Consider the following 13,908-nt stretch of genomic DNA (forward strand, 5'->3'; position numbering starts at 1 on the left):
CGTGGGCTTGACCCCGGAACAGATCGCCCGCCTGCTGGAGGGGCGGGAGGACGATCCGTTCGCGACGCTTGGCGTCCATCCGGCGGAAAAGGGCTTCACCGCCTGCGTCTTCCTGCCCGATGCGGTGAGGGTCGATGCTTATAGGCTGGACGGCAAGGCCGCGGGCACGCTGGACCGGGTCCATCCGGCAGGGCTGTTCTTCGGCAAGGTTGCCCTGCGCAAGCGCCAGCCCCTGCGCTATCGGGCGACCTATGCCGATGGCGGCGAATATACGCTGATCGATCCCTACAGCTTCGGCCCGGTGCTGGGGCCGATGGACGATTATTATTTTGCCGAAGGGTCTCATGCCCGGCTGTTCGACAAGATGGGCGCGCACCTCATCACCCATGAAGGGGTGGGGGGCACGCATTTCGCGGTCTGGGCGCCCAATGCGCAGCGGGTGTCGGTGGTGGGCGACTTCAACCGCTGGGACGGACGCCGGGCGCCGATGCGGCGGCGGCAGGATGCGGGAATATGGGAAATCTTCCTGCCCGAAGTGGGGGTGGGCAGCGCCTATAAATATGAGATTGTCGGGCCTGACGGGACGGTCCTGCCGCTGAAGGCCGATCCCTTCGCCTTCCGCTCCGAACTGCGGCCCGCCACGGCCTCCATCGTGGCGGCGGTGCCCGACCATGACTGGGGCGATGAGCGCCACCGCGACTATTGGCAAAGGGCCGATCCGCGCCACGAACCCATTTCCGTCTATGAGGTGCACGCCGGTTCATGGCAGCGCGACGAGGATGGAAATTTCCTGAGTTGGGATGACCTTGCCCACCGGCTGATCCCCTATGTGGTTGGCATGGGCTTCACCCATATCGAATTCCTGCCGATCAGCGAATTTCCCTATGATCCTAGCTGGGGCTATCAGACCACGGGCCTTTACGCGCCGACCGCGCGCTTTGGCGATCCGGAAGGCTTTGCCCGCTTCGTCGACGGCGCGCACCGGGCGGGAGTGGGCGTGATCCTCGACTGGGTGCCCGCCCATTTCCCGACCGACGCCCACGGGCTGGCCCATTTCGACGGCACCGCCCTTTATGAACATGCCGATCCGCGCAAGGGCTTCCATCCCGACTGGAACACGGCGATCTACAATTTCGGCCGGCGGGAGGTGGCGCAATATCTGGTCAACAACGCCCTCTTCTGGGCGGAGCGCTACCATGTCGACGGGCTTCGCGTCGATGCCGTCGCCTCGATGCTCTACCTCGATTACAGCCGCAAGGAAGGGGAGTGGATTCCCAACAGCCAGGGCGGGCGGGAAAATGTGGAGGCGGTCGATTTCCTGCGGCAGATGAACAAGGCGCTCTACGGCACCCATGCCGGCGTCATGACCATTGCCGAGGAGTCGACGAGCTGGCCGAAAGTGTCCCACCCCGTCCATGAAGGGGGCCTGGGCTTCGGTTTCAAATGGAATATGGGCTTCATGCACGACACGCTGCGTTATCTGGCGCGCGATCCGGTGCACCGCGCCCATCATCATGACGACATCACCTTCGGCCTGCTCTACGCCTTTACGGAGAATTTCGTGCTGGCGCTCAGCCATGACGAGGTGGTGCATGGCAAGGCGTCCCTGCTGCACAAGATGCCGGGCGACGACTGGCAGAAATTCGCGACCCTGCGCGCCTATTACGCCATGATGTGGGGCTATCCGGGCAAGAAGCTGCTGTTCATGGGGCAGGAATTCGCGCAGCGGGCCGAATGGAGCGAAGCGCGGGCGCTCGACTGGCACCTGCTCGATCATGCGCCGCATCGGGGCGTGCAGTTGCTGGTGAGCGACCTCAACCGCCTCTATCGTTCCCGCCCGGCGCTGCATGCCCGCGATTGCGAGCCGGAGGGTTTCGAATGGGTGCTGGTCGACGCGGCGGCGGATTCGGTCTTCGCCTGGGTCCGGCGCGCGCCCGGCGTATCGCCCATCGTCGTCATCAGCCATTTCACGCCGACCTTGCGCCACGGCTACAGGATGCGCCTGCCCTCCGGCGGCCGCTGGCGCGAGATCATCAACAGCGATGCGGCGGATTATGGCGGCAGCGGTGCGGGAAATATGGGAATTGTCGTCGCGGATGAGGAAGGATGGGCCAATGTCACCATTCCCCCGCTTGGAACGTTGATGCTGGAACTGGACTATTGAAACCGACGGGCGGAAACCGAGCGCTCGCGAGCATGAAGGAGAAGAGGGCGATGCAGCCAAGACACCAGCCGATCGCCCGTGACGCCATGGCCTATGTTCTGGCCGGTGGCAGGGGCAGTCGCCTGGCCGAGTTGACCGACCGGCGCGCCAAGCCTGCCGTGCATTTCGGGGGCAAGGCGCGGATCATCGACTTCGCCCTTTCCAACGCGCTCAACAGCGGCATCAGGCGCATCGGCGTCGCGACGCAGTATAAGGCGCATTCGCTGATCCGGCATCTGCAGCGCGGCTGGAACTTCTTCCGGACGGAGCGTAACGAAAGCTTCGACATCCTGCCCGCCAGCCAGCGCGTGTCGGAAAGCCAATGGTATGAGGGCACGGCCGATGCGGTGTTCCAGAATATCGACATCATCGAAAGCTATGCGCCGGAATATATGGTCATCCTGGCGGGCGACCATGTGTACAAGATGGACTATGAGCTGATGCTCCAGCAGCATGTCGACAGCGGCGCGGACGTCACCGTCGGCTGCATGGAGGTGCCGGTGAAGGAAGCCAGCGGCTTCGGAGTCATGCATGTGGACGAGCAGGACGTGATCACCGCCTTTGTCGAGAAGCCGAAGAACCCGCCGCACATTCCCGGCAGCCCGGGCATGGCGCTGGCGTCCATGGGCATCTATGTCTTCCGCACCGCCCTTTTGATCGAGGAACTGCGGCGCGATGCGGACGATCCGGACAGCAAGCGCGATTTCGGGGGCGACATCATCCCGCACATCGTCAGGCATGGCAAAGCCGTCGCCCACCGCTTCTCCAGCAGTTGCGTCCGCGCAGAGAGCGAACCGGTGCCCTATTGGCGCGACGTCGGCACCATCGACGCCTATTGGCAGGCCAATATCGACCTGACCGATGTGGTGCCCTCGCTCGACCTCTACGACCGGAGCTGGCCGCTCTGGACCTATTCCGAAGTCACCCCGCCGGCGAAATTCGTGCATAATGAGGAGGGACGGCGCGGTTCCGCCACATCCTCCCTGATCGCGGGCGGGTGCATCGTGTCGGGATCGTCGCTCCACCGCAGCCTGTTGTTCACCGGGGTGCGCACGCATAGCTTCTCGTCCGTGACGGAAAGCGTCATCATGCCCGACTGCGTGATCGGGCGCGGTGCGCGGCTGCACAAATGCGTGCTGGATTCAGGCGTGATCATCCCGCCCGGCCTGATCGTCGGAGAACATCCGGAGCATGACGCGCAGCGTTTCCGACGGACCGAAAGCGGCGTGACGCTGATCACCCAATATATGATCGAACGGCTGGCGGACTGAAACTTGGGCGGGGGAATGGCGATGCGGGTGCTTTCGGTCACGTCCGAAATCTATCCGCTGGTGAAGACCGGGGGGCTGGCCGATGTGGCGGGCGCCTTGCCGGGCGCGCTGGCGGGGCATGGCATTGGGGTCAGGACGCTGGTGCCGGGCTATCCGGCGGTTCTTTCGCGCCTGGGCAAGGCGAAGCTGCTGCGCCGTTATGACGCGCTGTTCGGCGCGCCGGCGGCGGTGCTGGCGGCGAAGCTGGGCGACCTCGACCTGCTGGTGCTGGATGCCCCGGACTTCTTCGCGCGGGAAGGCGGCCCCTATGGCGATGCGGGCGGCGGCGAATGGCCCGACAACTGGAAACGCTTCGCCGCCCTGTCGCGTGCCGGGGCGGACATGGCGGCCGAAGGGGTGAAGGGCTGGCGGCCCGACCTGGTCCATGCGCATGACTGGCAGGCGGCGATGACCGCCGCCTATATGCGCTTCGGGCCGGCTCACGCCGTGCCCAGGGTGGTGACGATCCACAACCTTGCCTTCCAGGGACGTTTCGGCGCGGATGTCTTTCCCCAGCTCGGCCTGCCGCCCGAAGCCTGGGGCGTGGACGGGGTCGAATATTATGGCGGCACGGGCTATCTGAAGGCGGGGCTTGTCTCGGCCGATGCCATCACCACGGTCAGCCCCACCTATGCCGACGAAATCCGCTCCCCGATGCATGGCATGGGGCTGGACGGCCTGATCAACGGCCGGTCCGACAGGCTGCACGGCATATTGAACGGCGTCGATACCGCCATATGGGATCCCGCCGCCGATCCCCTGATCGCCAAACCCTTCAGCGCGCGGGCGCTTGGCGGGCGCGGCGCCAGCCGCCGCGTCCTCGAAACGCAGTTCGGCCTCGACCGCGACGATGCGCCGATCTTCATCATCGTCAGCCGCCTCACCTGGCAGAAGGGCATGGACATGGTGATGGACGCCATCGACCATCTGGTGGGGCTGGGCGGCAAGCTTGCCCTTCTGGGGTCGGGCGACCATCCGCTGGAGGGGGCGTTCCTGGCGGCGGCGGACCGGCATCGCGGGCGGGTGGGCGCTCGGATCGGCTATGACGAGCCGCTGTCGCACCTGATGCAGGCGGGCGCCGACGCCATATTGATCCCTTCCCGCTTCGAACCCTGCGGCCTGACTCAGCTTTACGGCCTTCGCTATGGCTGCGTGCCGGTGGTGGCGCGGGTCGGCGGGCTGGCGGACACGGTGATCGACGCCAATGAGGCTGCCGTCGGCGCGGGCGTGGCGACCGGCATCGTCTTCCCGCCGTCCGATCCGCTGGCGCTGCATGGAGCGATTGCGCGCACCATCCGGCTTCATGCGCATCGGCCGACATGGCAGGCGATGCAGCGCGCCGGCATGCGCGCCGATTTCTCCTGGACCCACAGCGCGGCGCGCTATGCGGAACTGTTCCGCGCACTGGTCCGGACCACCGCATGAGCCCGCAGCCGCTGGGTCCGGGCACGCACGGCCGCGGAACCCGTTTCCGGGTCCATGCGCCCGACGCGGACCGGCTCTGGCTGTGCCTGTTCGATGCCCGGGATCGCGAAACGCGCCTGCCCATGGCAAGGGAGGGCGAGGACATCTGGTCCGTCGATGCGCCCGGCGTGGGGGAGGGCGCCCGCTATGGCCTGCGCGCCGACGGTCCCTTTGATCCGGATGCGGGGCTGTGGTTCGATCCGGACAAGCTGCTGCTCGATCCCTATGCGCCTGCCATCGACCGGCCGTTCGCCTATGATCCGATGCTGGCCGCACCGCGCGGCAAAGGCAGCGACACGGCAGGCTTGATGCCCAAGGGAGTGGTGTCCGCGCCGTTTCCCTTGGTGCCCCCGGAACCGCCGATCTTCCAGTCCGGCGGGCTGATCTATGAGGTTCAGGTCCGCGGCTTCACCATGCTGCATCCCGACATTCCGGAGGCGCAGCGCGGCACCATCGCGGCCCTTGGGCACCCCGCCGTGATCGAACATCTGCGCCGCCTGCACGTCTCCGCCATCGAACTGATGCCGATCAACGCCTGGATCGACGAACGGCATCTGGCGCCGCTGGGACTGCGCAATGCCTGGGGTTATAATCCGGTCAGCTATTTCGCGCTCGATCCCCGGCTGGCGCCGGGCGGCATGGCGGAACTGCGTGGCGCGGTGGATGCGCTGCATGCGGCCGGAATCGGCGTGATCCTCGACATGGTCTATAATCATGACGGGGAAAGCGACCGCGAGGGCCCGACCCTGTCGCTCCGCGGCCTGGATGCGCGCAGCTATTTCCGGCATGAACCCGATGGCCGCCTGATCAACGATACCGGCACGGGCAACAGCATCGACTGCAACCATCCCGTCGCGCAGCGGCTGATCCTGGCGTCGCTGCGCCATTTCGTCGGCGTAGCGGGAGTCGACGGCTTCCGCTTCGACCTCGCTCCCGCGCTGGGGCGCCTGTCGACGGGTTTCGACAGCGAGGCGCCATTGCTGAGGGCCATGCGCGACGATCCGCTGCTGTCCGACCGCATCCTGATCGCGGAACCGTGGGACATCGGCCCCGGCGGTTATCAGCTCGGCCGTTTCGGGGCGCGCTGGCTGGAATGGAACGACCGCTATCGCGACGATATGCGCCGCTTCTGGCGCGGGGATCGCGGCATGACCGGCGCGCTTGCGACCCGCATCGCGGGATCGTCCGACATTTTCCATGCCGATCCGGCAACGCGCACCGTCAATTTTCTGGCCGCCCATGACGGCTTCACGCTGGCGGATGTGACCGCCTATGACCATCGCCACAACGAAGCCAATGGCGAGCAGAACCGCGATGGCCATGGCGAAAATTTCAGCTGGAACAACGGCATCGAGGGCGCGACCGCCGATCGGGCCATTCGGGCAGCGCGGCGGCGCGACATCAAGGCGCTGCTCGGCACGCTGTTCTGTTCGCGCGGCGCGATCATGCTTACCGCAGGCGACGAGTTCGGCCGGACGCAGCAGGGCAACAACAACGCCTATGCGCAGGATAATGCAATCGGCTGGGTCGACTGGCAGGGCCGCGACCGGGACATAGAGGCGCATGCGTTCGCGCTTGCCGACATGCGGGCGTCGACGCCGGACTTCAGCGACACGGGCTGGCTCTCGGAAACGGACGTCGAGTGGCTCGACGAGCGGGGACAGCCGATGACCGTCGCGCAATGGGAAGACCCAGATCGCCGCTGCCTGGCCATGCGCTTCCGGCGATCGGGCTTCACCGTCTTCATCAATGGCGGCGACTGGCCGCATGACTTCGGCGGGGTGCACATTCCCGCCCGAACGGTCCTACCCATCCCGGCTGAATAGGAAGGCGGTCGATTTGGCGAGGCCGTTGGAGATCGTCGCCAACGCCCGCGAGGCCCCCGGCACCTGCCGCTCGCCCGCACGGTCCGTGACCTGCGCGACCGCCTCGGCAAGCTGGGTCATGCCGTGCAGCCGCCCTTCGCCCAGGGCTCCGCCGCCCGTATTGATCGGCAGGCGCCCGTCCGGATCGCCATGCCCCTCGCGCAGGAAGGCCAGACCTTCGCCGTCGCGGCAGAAACCCATGCCCTCCAGCCAGGTCAGCACCAGCACGCTGAAACCGTCATAAAGCTGCGCATTGTCCACATCCGCCGGGGACAGGCCGGTCGCCTCCCACAGCCGGCGCGCCACATCCTTCGCGCCGTCCCACATATCCTCAAGGTTCATCGGCGTGCCTCCCGCGCCCTGATGGGCGGAGGCCGCGAAGCCGGTGAGCAAGGCAGGCGGCCGGCGCAAATGCCGCGCCCGTTGGGTGGAGGTCAGGATCATCGCGCAGCAGCCATCGACCGGAATGTCGCAATCGAGGATGGATATGGGATCGGCGATCATCCGGGCGGCGAGATAATCCTCCACCGTGATCGTCTTGCCTCGCCAATAGGCATTGGGGTTGCGTTGCGCATTGGCGCGGTTCCGGGCGATATAAGGCGCGAAATCCGCCCGGTCATAACCATGAAGCGCAAAATAGCGGCGCAGCGCCACGGCGGCCCAGGCCGGCGGCATGCTGAAGCCATAGGGCGCCAGATACTGGTCGCCTCCCACCGCATGGGCCGATTCGAAATTCACATAGCGCCCGTCGGGCACATGCAGCGCGCGATAGACCAGCACATGGTCGCAAAGCCCGCCTGATATGGCGAGCGCGCCGTCGATGACGCTCTGCGTCACCATGCCGTTGGTGGAGCCGATCCACCGGATGGCCGGAGCGACCCCCAGCAATCCCGCCAGATACCAGGGCGTCACGACGTCGATCCCTTCGTCCACGCCCTTGCGCCCGCCATAGCGCGGCATGGCGGGGGATGTGGCGATGCCGTCCAGATCGCCGCGCCGCAATCCGGCATCGGCCAGCGCGGCGTCGCACGCCTCCAGCGTCAGCGCGGCCAGGCTCCGGTCCGACCGGCGTTCCAGCCTGCTATAGCCCAGCCCGGCGACGGCCACCTTGTCCCGATGGTCCCACATGGTCAGCGCGCCGGGCCGAACTGCACCAGCGTGCAGTCCTCGGTCACATCCTCGAACCGCGCTTCGAGGGGGAGGCCGATGCGCAGCGCATCGGCGGCGATGTCCACAAGGTTGCCGCTCATCAACAGGCGCGCCTGCTCCTCCAGTTCGACCACCGCCAGGATGACGGGCAGCCGGTCGCGAAAGCCGGGCGAGGGCGGGTCGTGCAGCACGGTCCAGCTATGCAGCGTCGCGCGTCCCGATAGCGGCGTGAAGCCCAAACCGGCGCCGCCGCAGTTCCGGCAGGCGACCTCCGGCGGATAGGCCATCCGGCCGCAGGCGTCGCATTTCTGCATATGCAGCTCGTGCCGCCGCGCCGCAGCCCAGAAGGGTTCCGAAAGCCGATCGGGAAGGGGAAGCGGCCGTTGCGGGCAGGCGGCTTGCGACATCGGTTTCATGAGCCCCCGAAATGCGGCGGCCGTTTCTCCCGCGCAGCCGCCAAGCCTTCCCGATGGTCCTGCGTCGTCGCCATCAGCGGCTGCATGGCGAATTCCAGTTCCAGATATTGATCCAGCGACAGGCCCGGCGCGGCCTCGAACTGCCGCTTCGCCATGCCGATTGCCAGCGTAGGCCCCTCGGCCAGGGATGCCGCCAGTTCCAGCGCACGCGCCATCAGCGCTTCGCTTTCCACCAGTTCCAGCACCAGCCCCAGCCGCAAGGCCTCCTGCGCGTCGACCATGCGGGCGGAATAAACGATTTCCTTGGCGCGCATCGGTCCGACCAACCGGCTGAGCTGCCATACGGCGCCTGCGTCCGGCACATATCCGATCCGCGCAAAGCTCTGGCAGAAGCGCGCTTGCGGCGTGGCGATGGCGATGTCGCAGGCCAGCGCCAGGCTCCAGCCGGCGCCTACGCAGGCGCCGTCCACCGCCGCGATCACCGGCTTGCGGATGCCGGCGACCGCTTTCACCATCCGGTGCAGCCAGCGCATCCGGCGCAGGAAGGCGGCCGTGCCCTGATGGCCCATGTCCCCGGTATCCGCGCCGGAGCAATATTGCCCGTTCGCGCCCGTCAGGATGACGGCGCGGACATCCTCATCCTCCGCCAGATCATCGAAGGCGCGCCAGATTTCCTCCCGCATGGCCATGGTGAAGGCGTTCGCCCGTCCGGGCTGATCGAGCGTCACGATGCCGACGCGGCCCTGGCTTGCGATCCGGACGGTCATGACGGGGCGCTGCGGCGCACGTCCTTCTCCTAAATATGATCTTTGGTGCAATATTAAATGGGGAAATTCCGTCCTGTCAATCGCTGAGTCGCGTTGACAACGGCACAATATTGCACGATGGTGCAATAAAAGGCGGCATTTGGGCGCCCCGACGGAGGATGGGAGATCGATGAGGAAGGCAGGTTTTACGGTCATGGCGGCGGGCGCCGCGCTGCTCGCGCTCTCCACGGGGGTGGTTTCCCGCTCGGCGGAGAGCGCGTCTCCGGCCGGGGCCAACTGGTCCAGCTTCGGCGGCGACGACAAGGAACAGCATTACAGCCCGCTCGCGCAGATCCGGGAGCAGAATGTCGGAAAGCTCGGCCTTGCCTGGTCCTATGATGTCGACAGTTTCGACAGCTATACCCAGCCTCTGGCGGTCGACGGCGTCATCTATTTCGCGGTAGGACTCAGCGTCGTTCACGCGGTCGATGCGCGAACCGGCAAGCTGCTATGGCAATATGATCCCGACGTCGCCAGTCAGCCGGAAGCCAAATGGCGGATGCGCGCGGGATGGGGCACGCGGGGCATCGCCTATAAGGACGGCACGATCTTCACCGCCACCCGCGAGGGCCGCCTGATCGCGATAGACGCCGGGACGGGCAAGCCGCGCTGGTCGGTCAAGACGCTGGACGAGGCGGAGGGCGGCTATATCACCGGCCCGCCATGGGTCGCCGGCGACAAGGTGGTGATCGGCTTCGGGGGCGCGGACTACAGTCCGACGCGTGGCTATGTCACCGCCTATGACATCAAGACCGGCAAGAAAGCCTGGCGCTGGTATGTCGTGCCCGGCGATCCGGCCAAGGGTTTCGAGAACAAGGCGATGGAGGCAGCCGCCAAGACCTGGAGCGGGCAATGGTGGAAATGGGGCGGGGGCGGCTCCGTCTGGCACGCCATGGCCTATGACGCAAAATATGACCGCATCTATATCGGCACCGGCAACGGCTTTCCGTGGAACATCAAGATCCGCAGCCCCGGCGGCGGCGACAATCTCTATCTCTCCTCCATCGTCGCGCTGGACGTGAAGACCGGCGAATATGTCTGGCACTATCAGGTCAATCCTGAAAACAGCCATGACTGGAACGACGCCATGGACATCGAACTGGCCGATGTCATGATCGGCGGCCGGATGCGGTCCGTGCTGCTGCACGCGCCGAAGAACGGCTTCTTCTATGCCATCGACCGCGAAACCGGCAAGTTCATCCAGGCGGGCGAGTTCGCCAGGCAGAATTGGGCCAAGCGCATCGATCCCGTGACGGGGCGGCCGGAGATCAACCCGGAGGCGCAATATCCCGACGGCAAGCCGTTCATGATGTACCCCTTCCCCAATGGCGCGCACGGCATACAGGCCATGTCGTTCAGCCCGAAGACCGGCTACAGCTATATCCCGGTGATGGAGGGCGGCCGGGTCTTCGTCGATCCGGCCAATGTGAAGGGCTGGACGTACAAGCCCGGCATGATGGTGAATACCGGCCTGGGCGCTCCGCCCGCCAACCTCGTCCCGCCCGCCGCGACGAGCAAGCTGGTCGCCTATGACGTCGCCAACAACAGGATCGCCTGGTCCGTGCCCCAGCCGGGCGTGTTCAACGGCGGCACGCTGGCGACGGCGGGCAATCTGGTGTTCCAGGGCACCAATGACGGCATGTTCAACGCCTTTTCCGCGACGACGGGGCGCAAGCTCTGGTCCTGGCCGGCGCAGAACGGCATACTTTCCGCGCCGATCAGCTATTCGGTCGGCGGCCGGCAATATGTCAGCGTCATCACCGGCTTCCGCAGCAGCTTCGCCAATTCGCCCAATTGGGATTATCGCCAGCAGCAGCGGCGATTGCTGACCTTCACCATCGGCGGGGCCCGGAAGCTGCCCAGGGTCGATCCCGTGGACGAACCGATCCAGGACGATCCGGCCTTCGTGGTGGACGCCGACAAGGCGAAAGTGGGGGCGGGCATCTACAACAGCAGCTGCATCATCTGCCATGGTTCGGGCATGGTCGCGGGCGGCGCGGCGCCGGACCTGCGCAAGTCGGGCGTGCCGCTGGACGCTGAAACCTTCAGGTCGGTGGTGCATGACGGCGCCCTGATGTCGCGGGGCATGGGGGCCTTCGCGCAGTTGAGCGACGCGGAACTGGAGGGGCTACGGCACTATATCCGTCAGCGCGCGCGCGAAACCGCGCCCAAGGGCAAGTGACGCGGATGCAGGTCCCACCCGCTTTACGGGCGTATGGCGGCCCCGCTTCGCCTTCGGGCGGGGCGGGGTTCATGCGTCATGAAGACGATGAATTTGCACCATCATCCAATCCCGCTATGATCCCGGCACTTGGGATGAGTGTTGGGCAATGAAGGCGAGCGATCTTGGCGAGTAAAGCGAACGAAGAATTGAAGGAAGGCGGAGAGCGGCCGCAGACCTATTCCAGTCCGGCGATTATCGAGCGCCGCCGCCGGATTTTGGAGGAAACCCGGAAGGTTATCGCTGAACAGGGCATTGCCGCGCTCAGCATGAATGAGATCGGCCAGCGCGCCGGCGTTGCCAAGCGAACCCTCTACAACGCCTTCCAGACTCGCGAACGGATGATCGCGTCGGCGATTCAGGAATATTTCGACGAATATGTGAGCCGCATCGCCTATTCCAGCGAACCCGGCACGATGCAGCACAATCTGGAGCGCATGATCTCCGTCGTGCAGCGGAACCGGAAGATCCGCAATTATATCAAGGCGATCATGGCGCTCTATTTCAGTTCCGATGTCGATCATGACATCTGGGCGGCGATGCATTCGCCCGCGGTCCACCATAACCGCCAGTGGATCGAGGTGCTGGAGGCGAAGAAGCAGCTCCAGCCCTGGGTGGAGGTCGACAAGCTGGTCGAGGATCTGGTGCGATTCGAATATGCGACGATCAACGACTGGGCGCAGGGGCGGATTCCCGACGACCAGATCATCGTGCGGCTGGTCGGAAGCTATCTGACATCCTTGCTGGGCGCGCTGAAGGGCGCGGCCCGCAAGGATGTGGAGGCGCTGATCAAGGACATATCCGACCGCGGCATGGATGCCCTGCCGATGCCCCAGCGTCCCAAGGTTGCGGCATGAATTTGCACATGGATGCAAATTTACTTGAAGAGTCGCGCGCTGTCGGCTAGTCAGTTCCTGCCCCTGGCAAAAGGGCGGGAATGGAGAGCGAGAGAGATGAACGCGGTGAGCGAAACCCCCGAATTGCTGCTCTTGTCTGAGGATCAGGGGGTCGCGCATATCGTCCTCAACCGGCCCCGCGCGAAGAACACCGTGTCCTTCGCCATGTGGGAGCAATTTTCCGCCGCGCTCGACGCGCTTGAGAATGCGACGCCCGCGCGGTTGCTGATCATCAGCGGGGCGGAGGATTATTTCAGCAATGGCGGCGACGTGAAGCTGCCGCCCGCAAGGGGCGAAGGCGCGCTGGCGCTGGCGGCGCGGCTGGAAATGGGGCAGCGGATCATCGGCCGTGTGCGGGCGCTGCCTATTCCAACGGTCGCGGCTGTGGAGGGCGGCGCGTTCGGCGTGTCGTGGAGCCTCGCCATGGCCTGCGACATGATCTTCGCGGCGGACAATGCCCGTTTCGGCGCGCCCTTCCTGGAATTCGGCCTCGTTCCCGACGGCGGCGCGGCCTGGTTCCTGACCAGGCAATTGGGCCGGGCCCGGGCGGCGGAGATCGTCTTTTCGGGGCGGACGCTGGATGCGGCGGAGGCGCTGTCGCTCGGCCTCGTCAGCCGCGTGGTGAAGCCGGGCAGCGCGGTGGAGGAGGCTCTGGCGCTCGGCCGGACCATCGGTGACGGCAATCGCCATGCCGCCGAACTGACCAAGCGGCTGCTCCAGCAGGCGGAAAGCGGCGATCTGGCGACGGCCCACGCGCTGGAACTGGCCTATTGCCACATCTGCCAGGCGGGCGAGGAAGTGCCCCGCGCCCGCGAACGCTTCAAGGCGCGCGCCGCCGCGAAAGCCGCCGCCAAGGCCGCGGAATAACGGAGGGTCCGACCCATGCAGTTCGACATGCGCGCCCTTCCGATGGTCACGCGGTACAAGATCGTCAATTCGACCATCACGCCGCGCCCGATCGCCTGGATCACCAGCCAATCCGCCGAAGGCATCGTCAACGCCGCGCCCTACAGCTTCTTCAACTGCGTCGGCACCGACCCGCCGCTGGTTGCGCTGGGGCTGCTGAAGGAACCGGTGTCCCGGGGGCTGAAGAACACCGCGTCCAACATCATCGCGACGGGCGAGTTCGTCGTGAACCTCGTCTGCGAGGCGGACGCCGAAAGGATGAACCTCTGCAGCGTCGACGCGCCCGCCGACGTCAGCGAGATCGACTATGCCGGCATCCAGACCGCGCCGTCGGAACTGGTCGCGCCGCCGCGCATCGCCACCAGCCCGGTCAGCTTCGAATGCCGCAAGGTCGCCGCGATGGACATCGGCGCGATGCAGACGGTGGTCATCGGCGAAATCCTGATGGCCCATATCCGCGACGAGTTCATCACCGACCGGGAACGGGTCTATTTCGACACGCCCGCGATGAAGCTGATCGGCCGGACCCATGGCAGCGGCTGGTATGTCCGCAATGGCGACAGTTTCCAGATGGACCGGCCCCGCTACGACCCGTCGCGCATGGCGAAGGACAGGGCGGCGGAATGAATTTGAACCCATGGTGCAAAATTACTTGCGCTTGGGGCCGAACTG

11 protein-coding genes are annotated in these 13,908 nt (G+C 65.8%); 8 read left to right on the forward strand and 3 right to left on the reverse strand.

Annotated elements, in window-relative coordinates:
- The first annotated feature begins 1 nt into the window (after position 1).
- From glgB to glgX, 4 genes are read left to right on the forward strand one after another with little or no spacing between them, the layout of a single operon-like run.
- Positions 2–2,164 carry a 1,4-alpha-glucan branching protein GlgB gene (gene glgB / locus K7W03_RS10495; protein WP_222886264.1) on the forward strand — a complete coding sequence of 721 codons (2,163 nt, stop codon included), beginning with the start codon at positions 2–4 and terminating at the stop codon, positions 2,162–2,164.
- A gap of 50 nt (positions 2,165–2,214) precedes the next feature.
- Positions 2,215–3,474: a glucose-1-phosphate adenylyltransferase gene (gene glgC, locus K7W03_RS10500; protein WP_061934761.1), complete on the forward strand. Its 1,260-nt coding sequence runs from the start codon at positions 2,215–2,217 to the stop codon at positions 3,472–3,474.
- Between the two features lie 15 nt (positions 3,475–3,489).
- The gene (glgA, locus tag K7W03_RS10505) at positions 3,490–4,938 is read left to right on the forward strand and encodes a glycogen synthase GlgA (protein WP_044662051.1); all 1,449 of its coding nucleotides are present in this window, start codon (positions 3,490–3,492) and stop codon (positions 4,936–4,938) included.
- On the forward strand, positions 4,935–6,803 hold the full coding sequence (gene glgX / locus K7W03_RS10510) for a glycogen debranching protein GlgX (RefSeq protein WP_222886265.1): 1,869 nt from the start codon (positions 4,935–4,937) through the stop codon (positions 6,801–6,803). Before glgA ends, glgX begins: the two co-directional genes overlap by 4 nt.
- Here glgX and K7W03_RS10515 read toward each other — a convergent pair.
- The 3 genes from K7W03_RS10515 to K7W03_RS10525 are packed head-to-tail and all read right to left on the reverse strand — an operon-like array spanning position 6,783 to position 9,174.
- Positions 6,783–7,970, reverse strand: a complete 1,188-nt coding sequence (locus K7W03_RS10515; RefSeq protein WP_103001393.1) for a thiolase family protein — start codon at positions 7,968–7,970, stop codon at positions 6,783–6,785. The genes glgX and K7W03_RS10515 overlap by 21 nt on opposite strands.
- Before the next feature lie 2 nt (positions 7,971–7,972).
- Positions 7,973–8,398: a Zn-ribbon domain-containing OB-fold protein gene (locus K7W03_RS10520; protein WP_222886266.1), complete on the reverse strand. Its 426-nt coding sequence runs from the start codon at positions 8,396–8,398 to the stop codon at positions 7,973–7,975.
- Between the two features lie 5 nt (positions 8,399–8,403).
- A complete protein-coding gene (locus tag K7W03_RS10525; RefSeq protein WP_099185802.1) occupies positions 8,404–9,174 on the reverse strand; it encodes an enoyl-CoA hydratase/isomerase family protein in 771 nt (256 codons plus the stop codon).
- Between the two features lie 169 nt (positions 9,175–9,343).
- On the opposite strand from K7W03_RS10525, the gene K7W03_RS10530 reads away from it, so the two are divergent.
- The 4 genes from K7W03_RS10530 (at position 9,344) to K7W03_RS10545 (ending at position 13,863) form a co-directional block, all read left to right on the forward strand.
- On the forward strand, positions 9,344–11,395 hold the full coding sequence (locus K7W03_RS10530; protein ID WP_413469325.1) for a PQQ-dependent dehydrogenase, methanol/ethanol family: 2,052 nt from the start codon (positions 9,344–9,346) through the stop codon (positions 11,393–11,395).
- Between the two features lie 164 nt (positions 11,396–11,559).
- Positions 11,560–12,291, forward strand: a complete 732-nt coding sequence (locus tag K7W03_RS10535; protein WP_025548094.1) for a TetR/AcrR family transcriptional regulator — start codon at positions 11,560–11,562, stop codon at positions 12,289–12,291.
- Positions 12,292–12,387: 96 nt separating this feature from the next.
- Positions 12,388–13,197 carry an enoyl-CoA hydratase/isomerase family protein gene (locus tag K7W03_RS10540; RefSeq protein ID WP_222886267.1) on the forward strand — a complete coding sequence of 270 codons (810 nt, stop codon included), beginning with the start codon at positions 12,388–12,390 and terminating at the stop codon, positions 13,195–13,197.
- Between the two features lie 15 nt (positions 13,198–13,212).
- The gene (locus K7W03_RS10545; protein WP_222886268.1) at positions 13,213–13,863 is read left to right on the forward strand and encodes a flavin reductase family protein; all 651 of its coding nucleotides are present in this window, start codon (positions 13,213–13,215) and stop codon (positions 13,861–13,863) included.
- Positions 13,864–13,908: the final 45 nt, after the last annotated feature.

Origin of the sequence: Sphingobium sp. PNB, assembly GCF_019873065.1 — a bacterium.
GTDB classification, from domain to species: Bacteria; Pseudomonadota; Alphaproteobacteria; order Sphingomonadales; family Sphingomonadaceae; genus Sphingobium; species Sphingobium fuliginis.

What these genes read in the sequence shown, in the direction of transcription:
- glgC (WP_061934761.1), top strand. Translation starts at nt 2,215, where the DNA reads ATGCAGCCAAGACACCAGCCGATCGCCCGTGACGCCATGGCCTATGTT.
- glgA (WP_044662051.1), top strand. Translation starts at nt 3,490, where the DNA reads ATGGCGATGCGGGTGCTTTCGGTCACGTCCGAAATCTATCCGCTGGTG.
- glgX (WP_222886265.1), top strand. Translation starts at nt 4,935, where the DNA reads ATGAGCCCGCAGCCGCTGGGTCCGGGCACGCACGGCCGCGGAACCCGT.
- K7W03_RS10515 (WP_103001393.1), bottom strand. Translation starts at nt 7,970, where the DNA reads ATGTGGGACCATCGGGACAAGGTGGCCGTCGCCGGGCTGGGCTATAGC.
- K7W03_RS10520 (WP_222886266.1), bottom strand. Translation starts at nt 8,398, where the DNA reads ATGTCGCAAGCCGCCTGCCCGCAACGGCCGCTTCCCCTTCCCGATCGG.
- K7W03_RS10525 (WP_099185802.1), bottom strand. Translation starts at nt 9,174, where the DNA reads ATGACCGTCCGGATCGCAAGCCAGGGCCGCGTCGGCATCGTGACGCTC.
- K7W03_RS10530 (WP_413469325.1), top strand. Translation starts at nt 9,344, where the DNA reads ATGAGGAAGGCAGGTTTTACGGTCATGGCGGCGGGCGCCGCGCTGCTC.
- K7W03_RS10540 (WP_222886267.1), top strand. Translation starts at nt 12,388, where the DNA reads ATGAACGCGGTGAGCGAAACCCCCGAATTGCTGCTCTTGTCTGAGGAT.
- K7W03_RS10545 (WP_222886268.1), top strand. Translation starts at nt 13,213, where the DNA reads ATGCAGTTCGACATGCGCGCCCTTCCGATGGTCACGCGGTACAAGATC.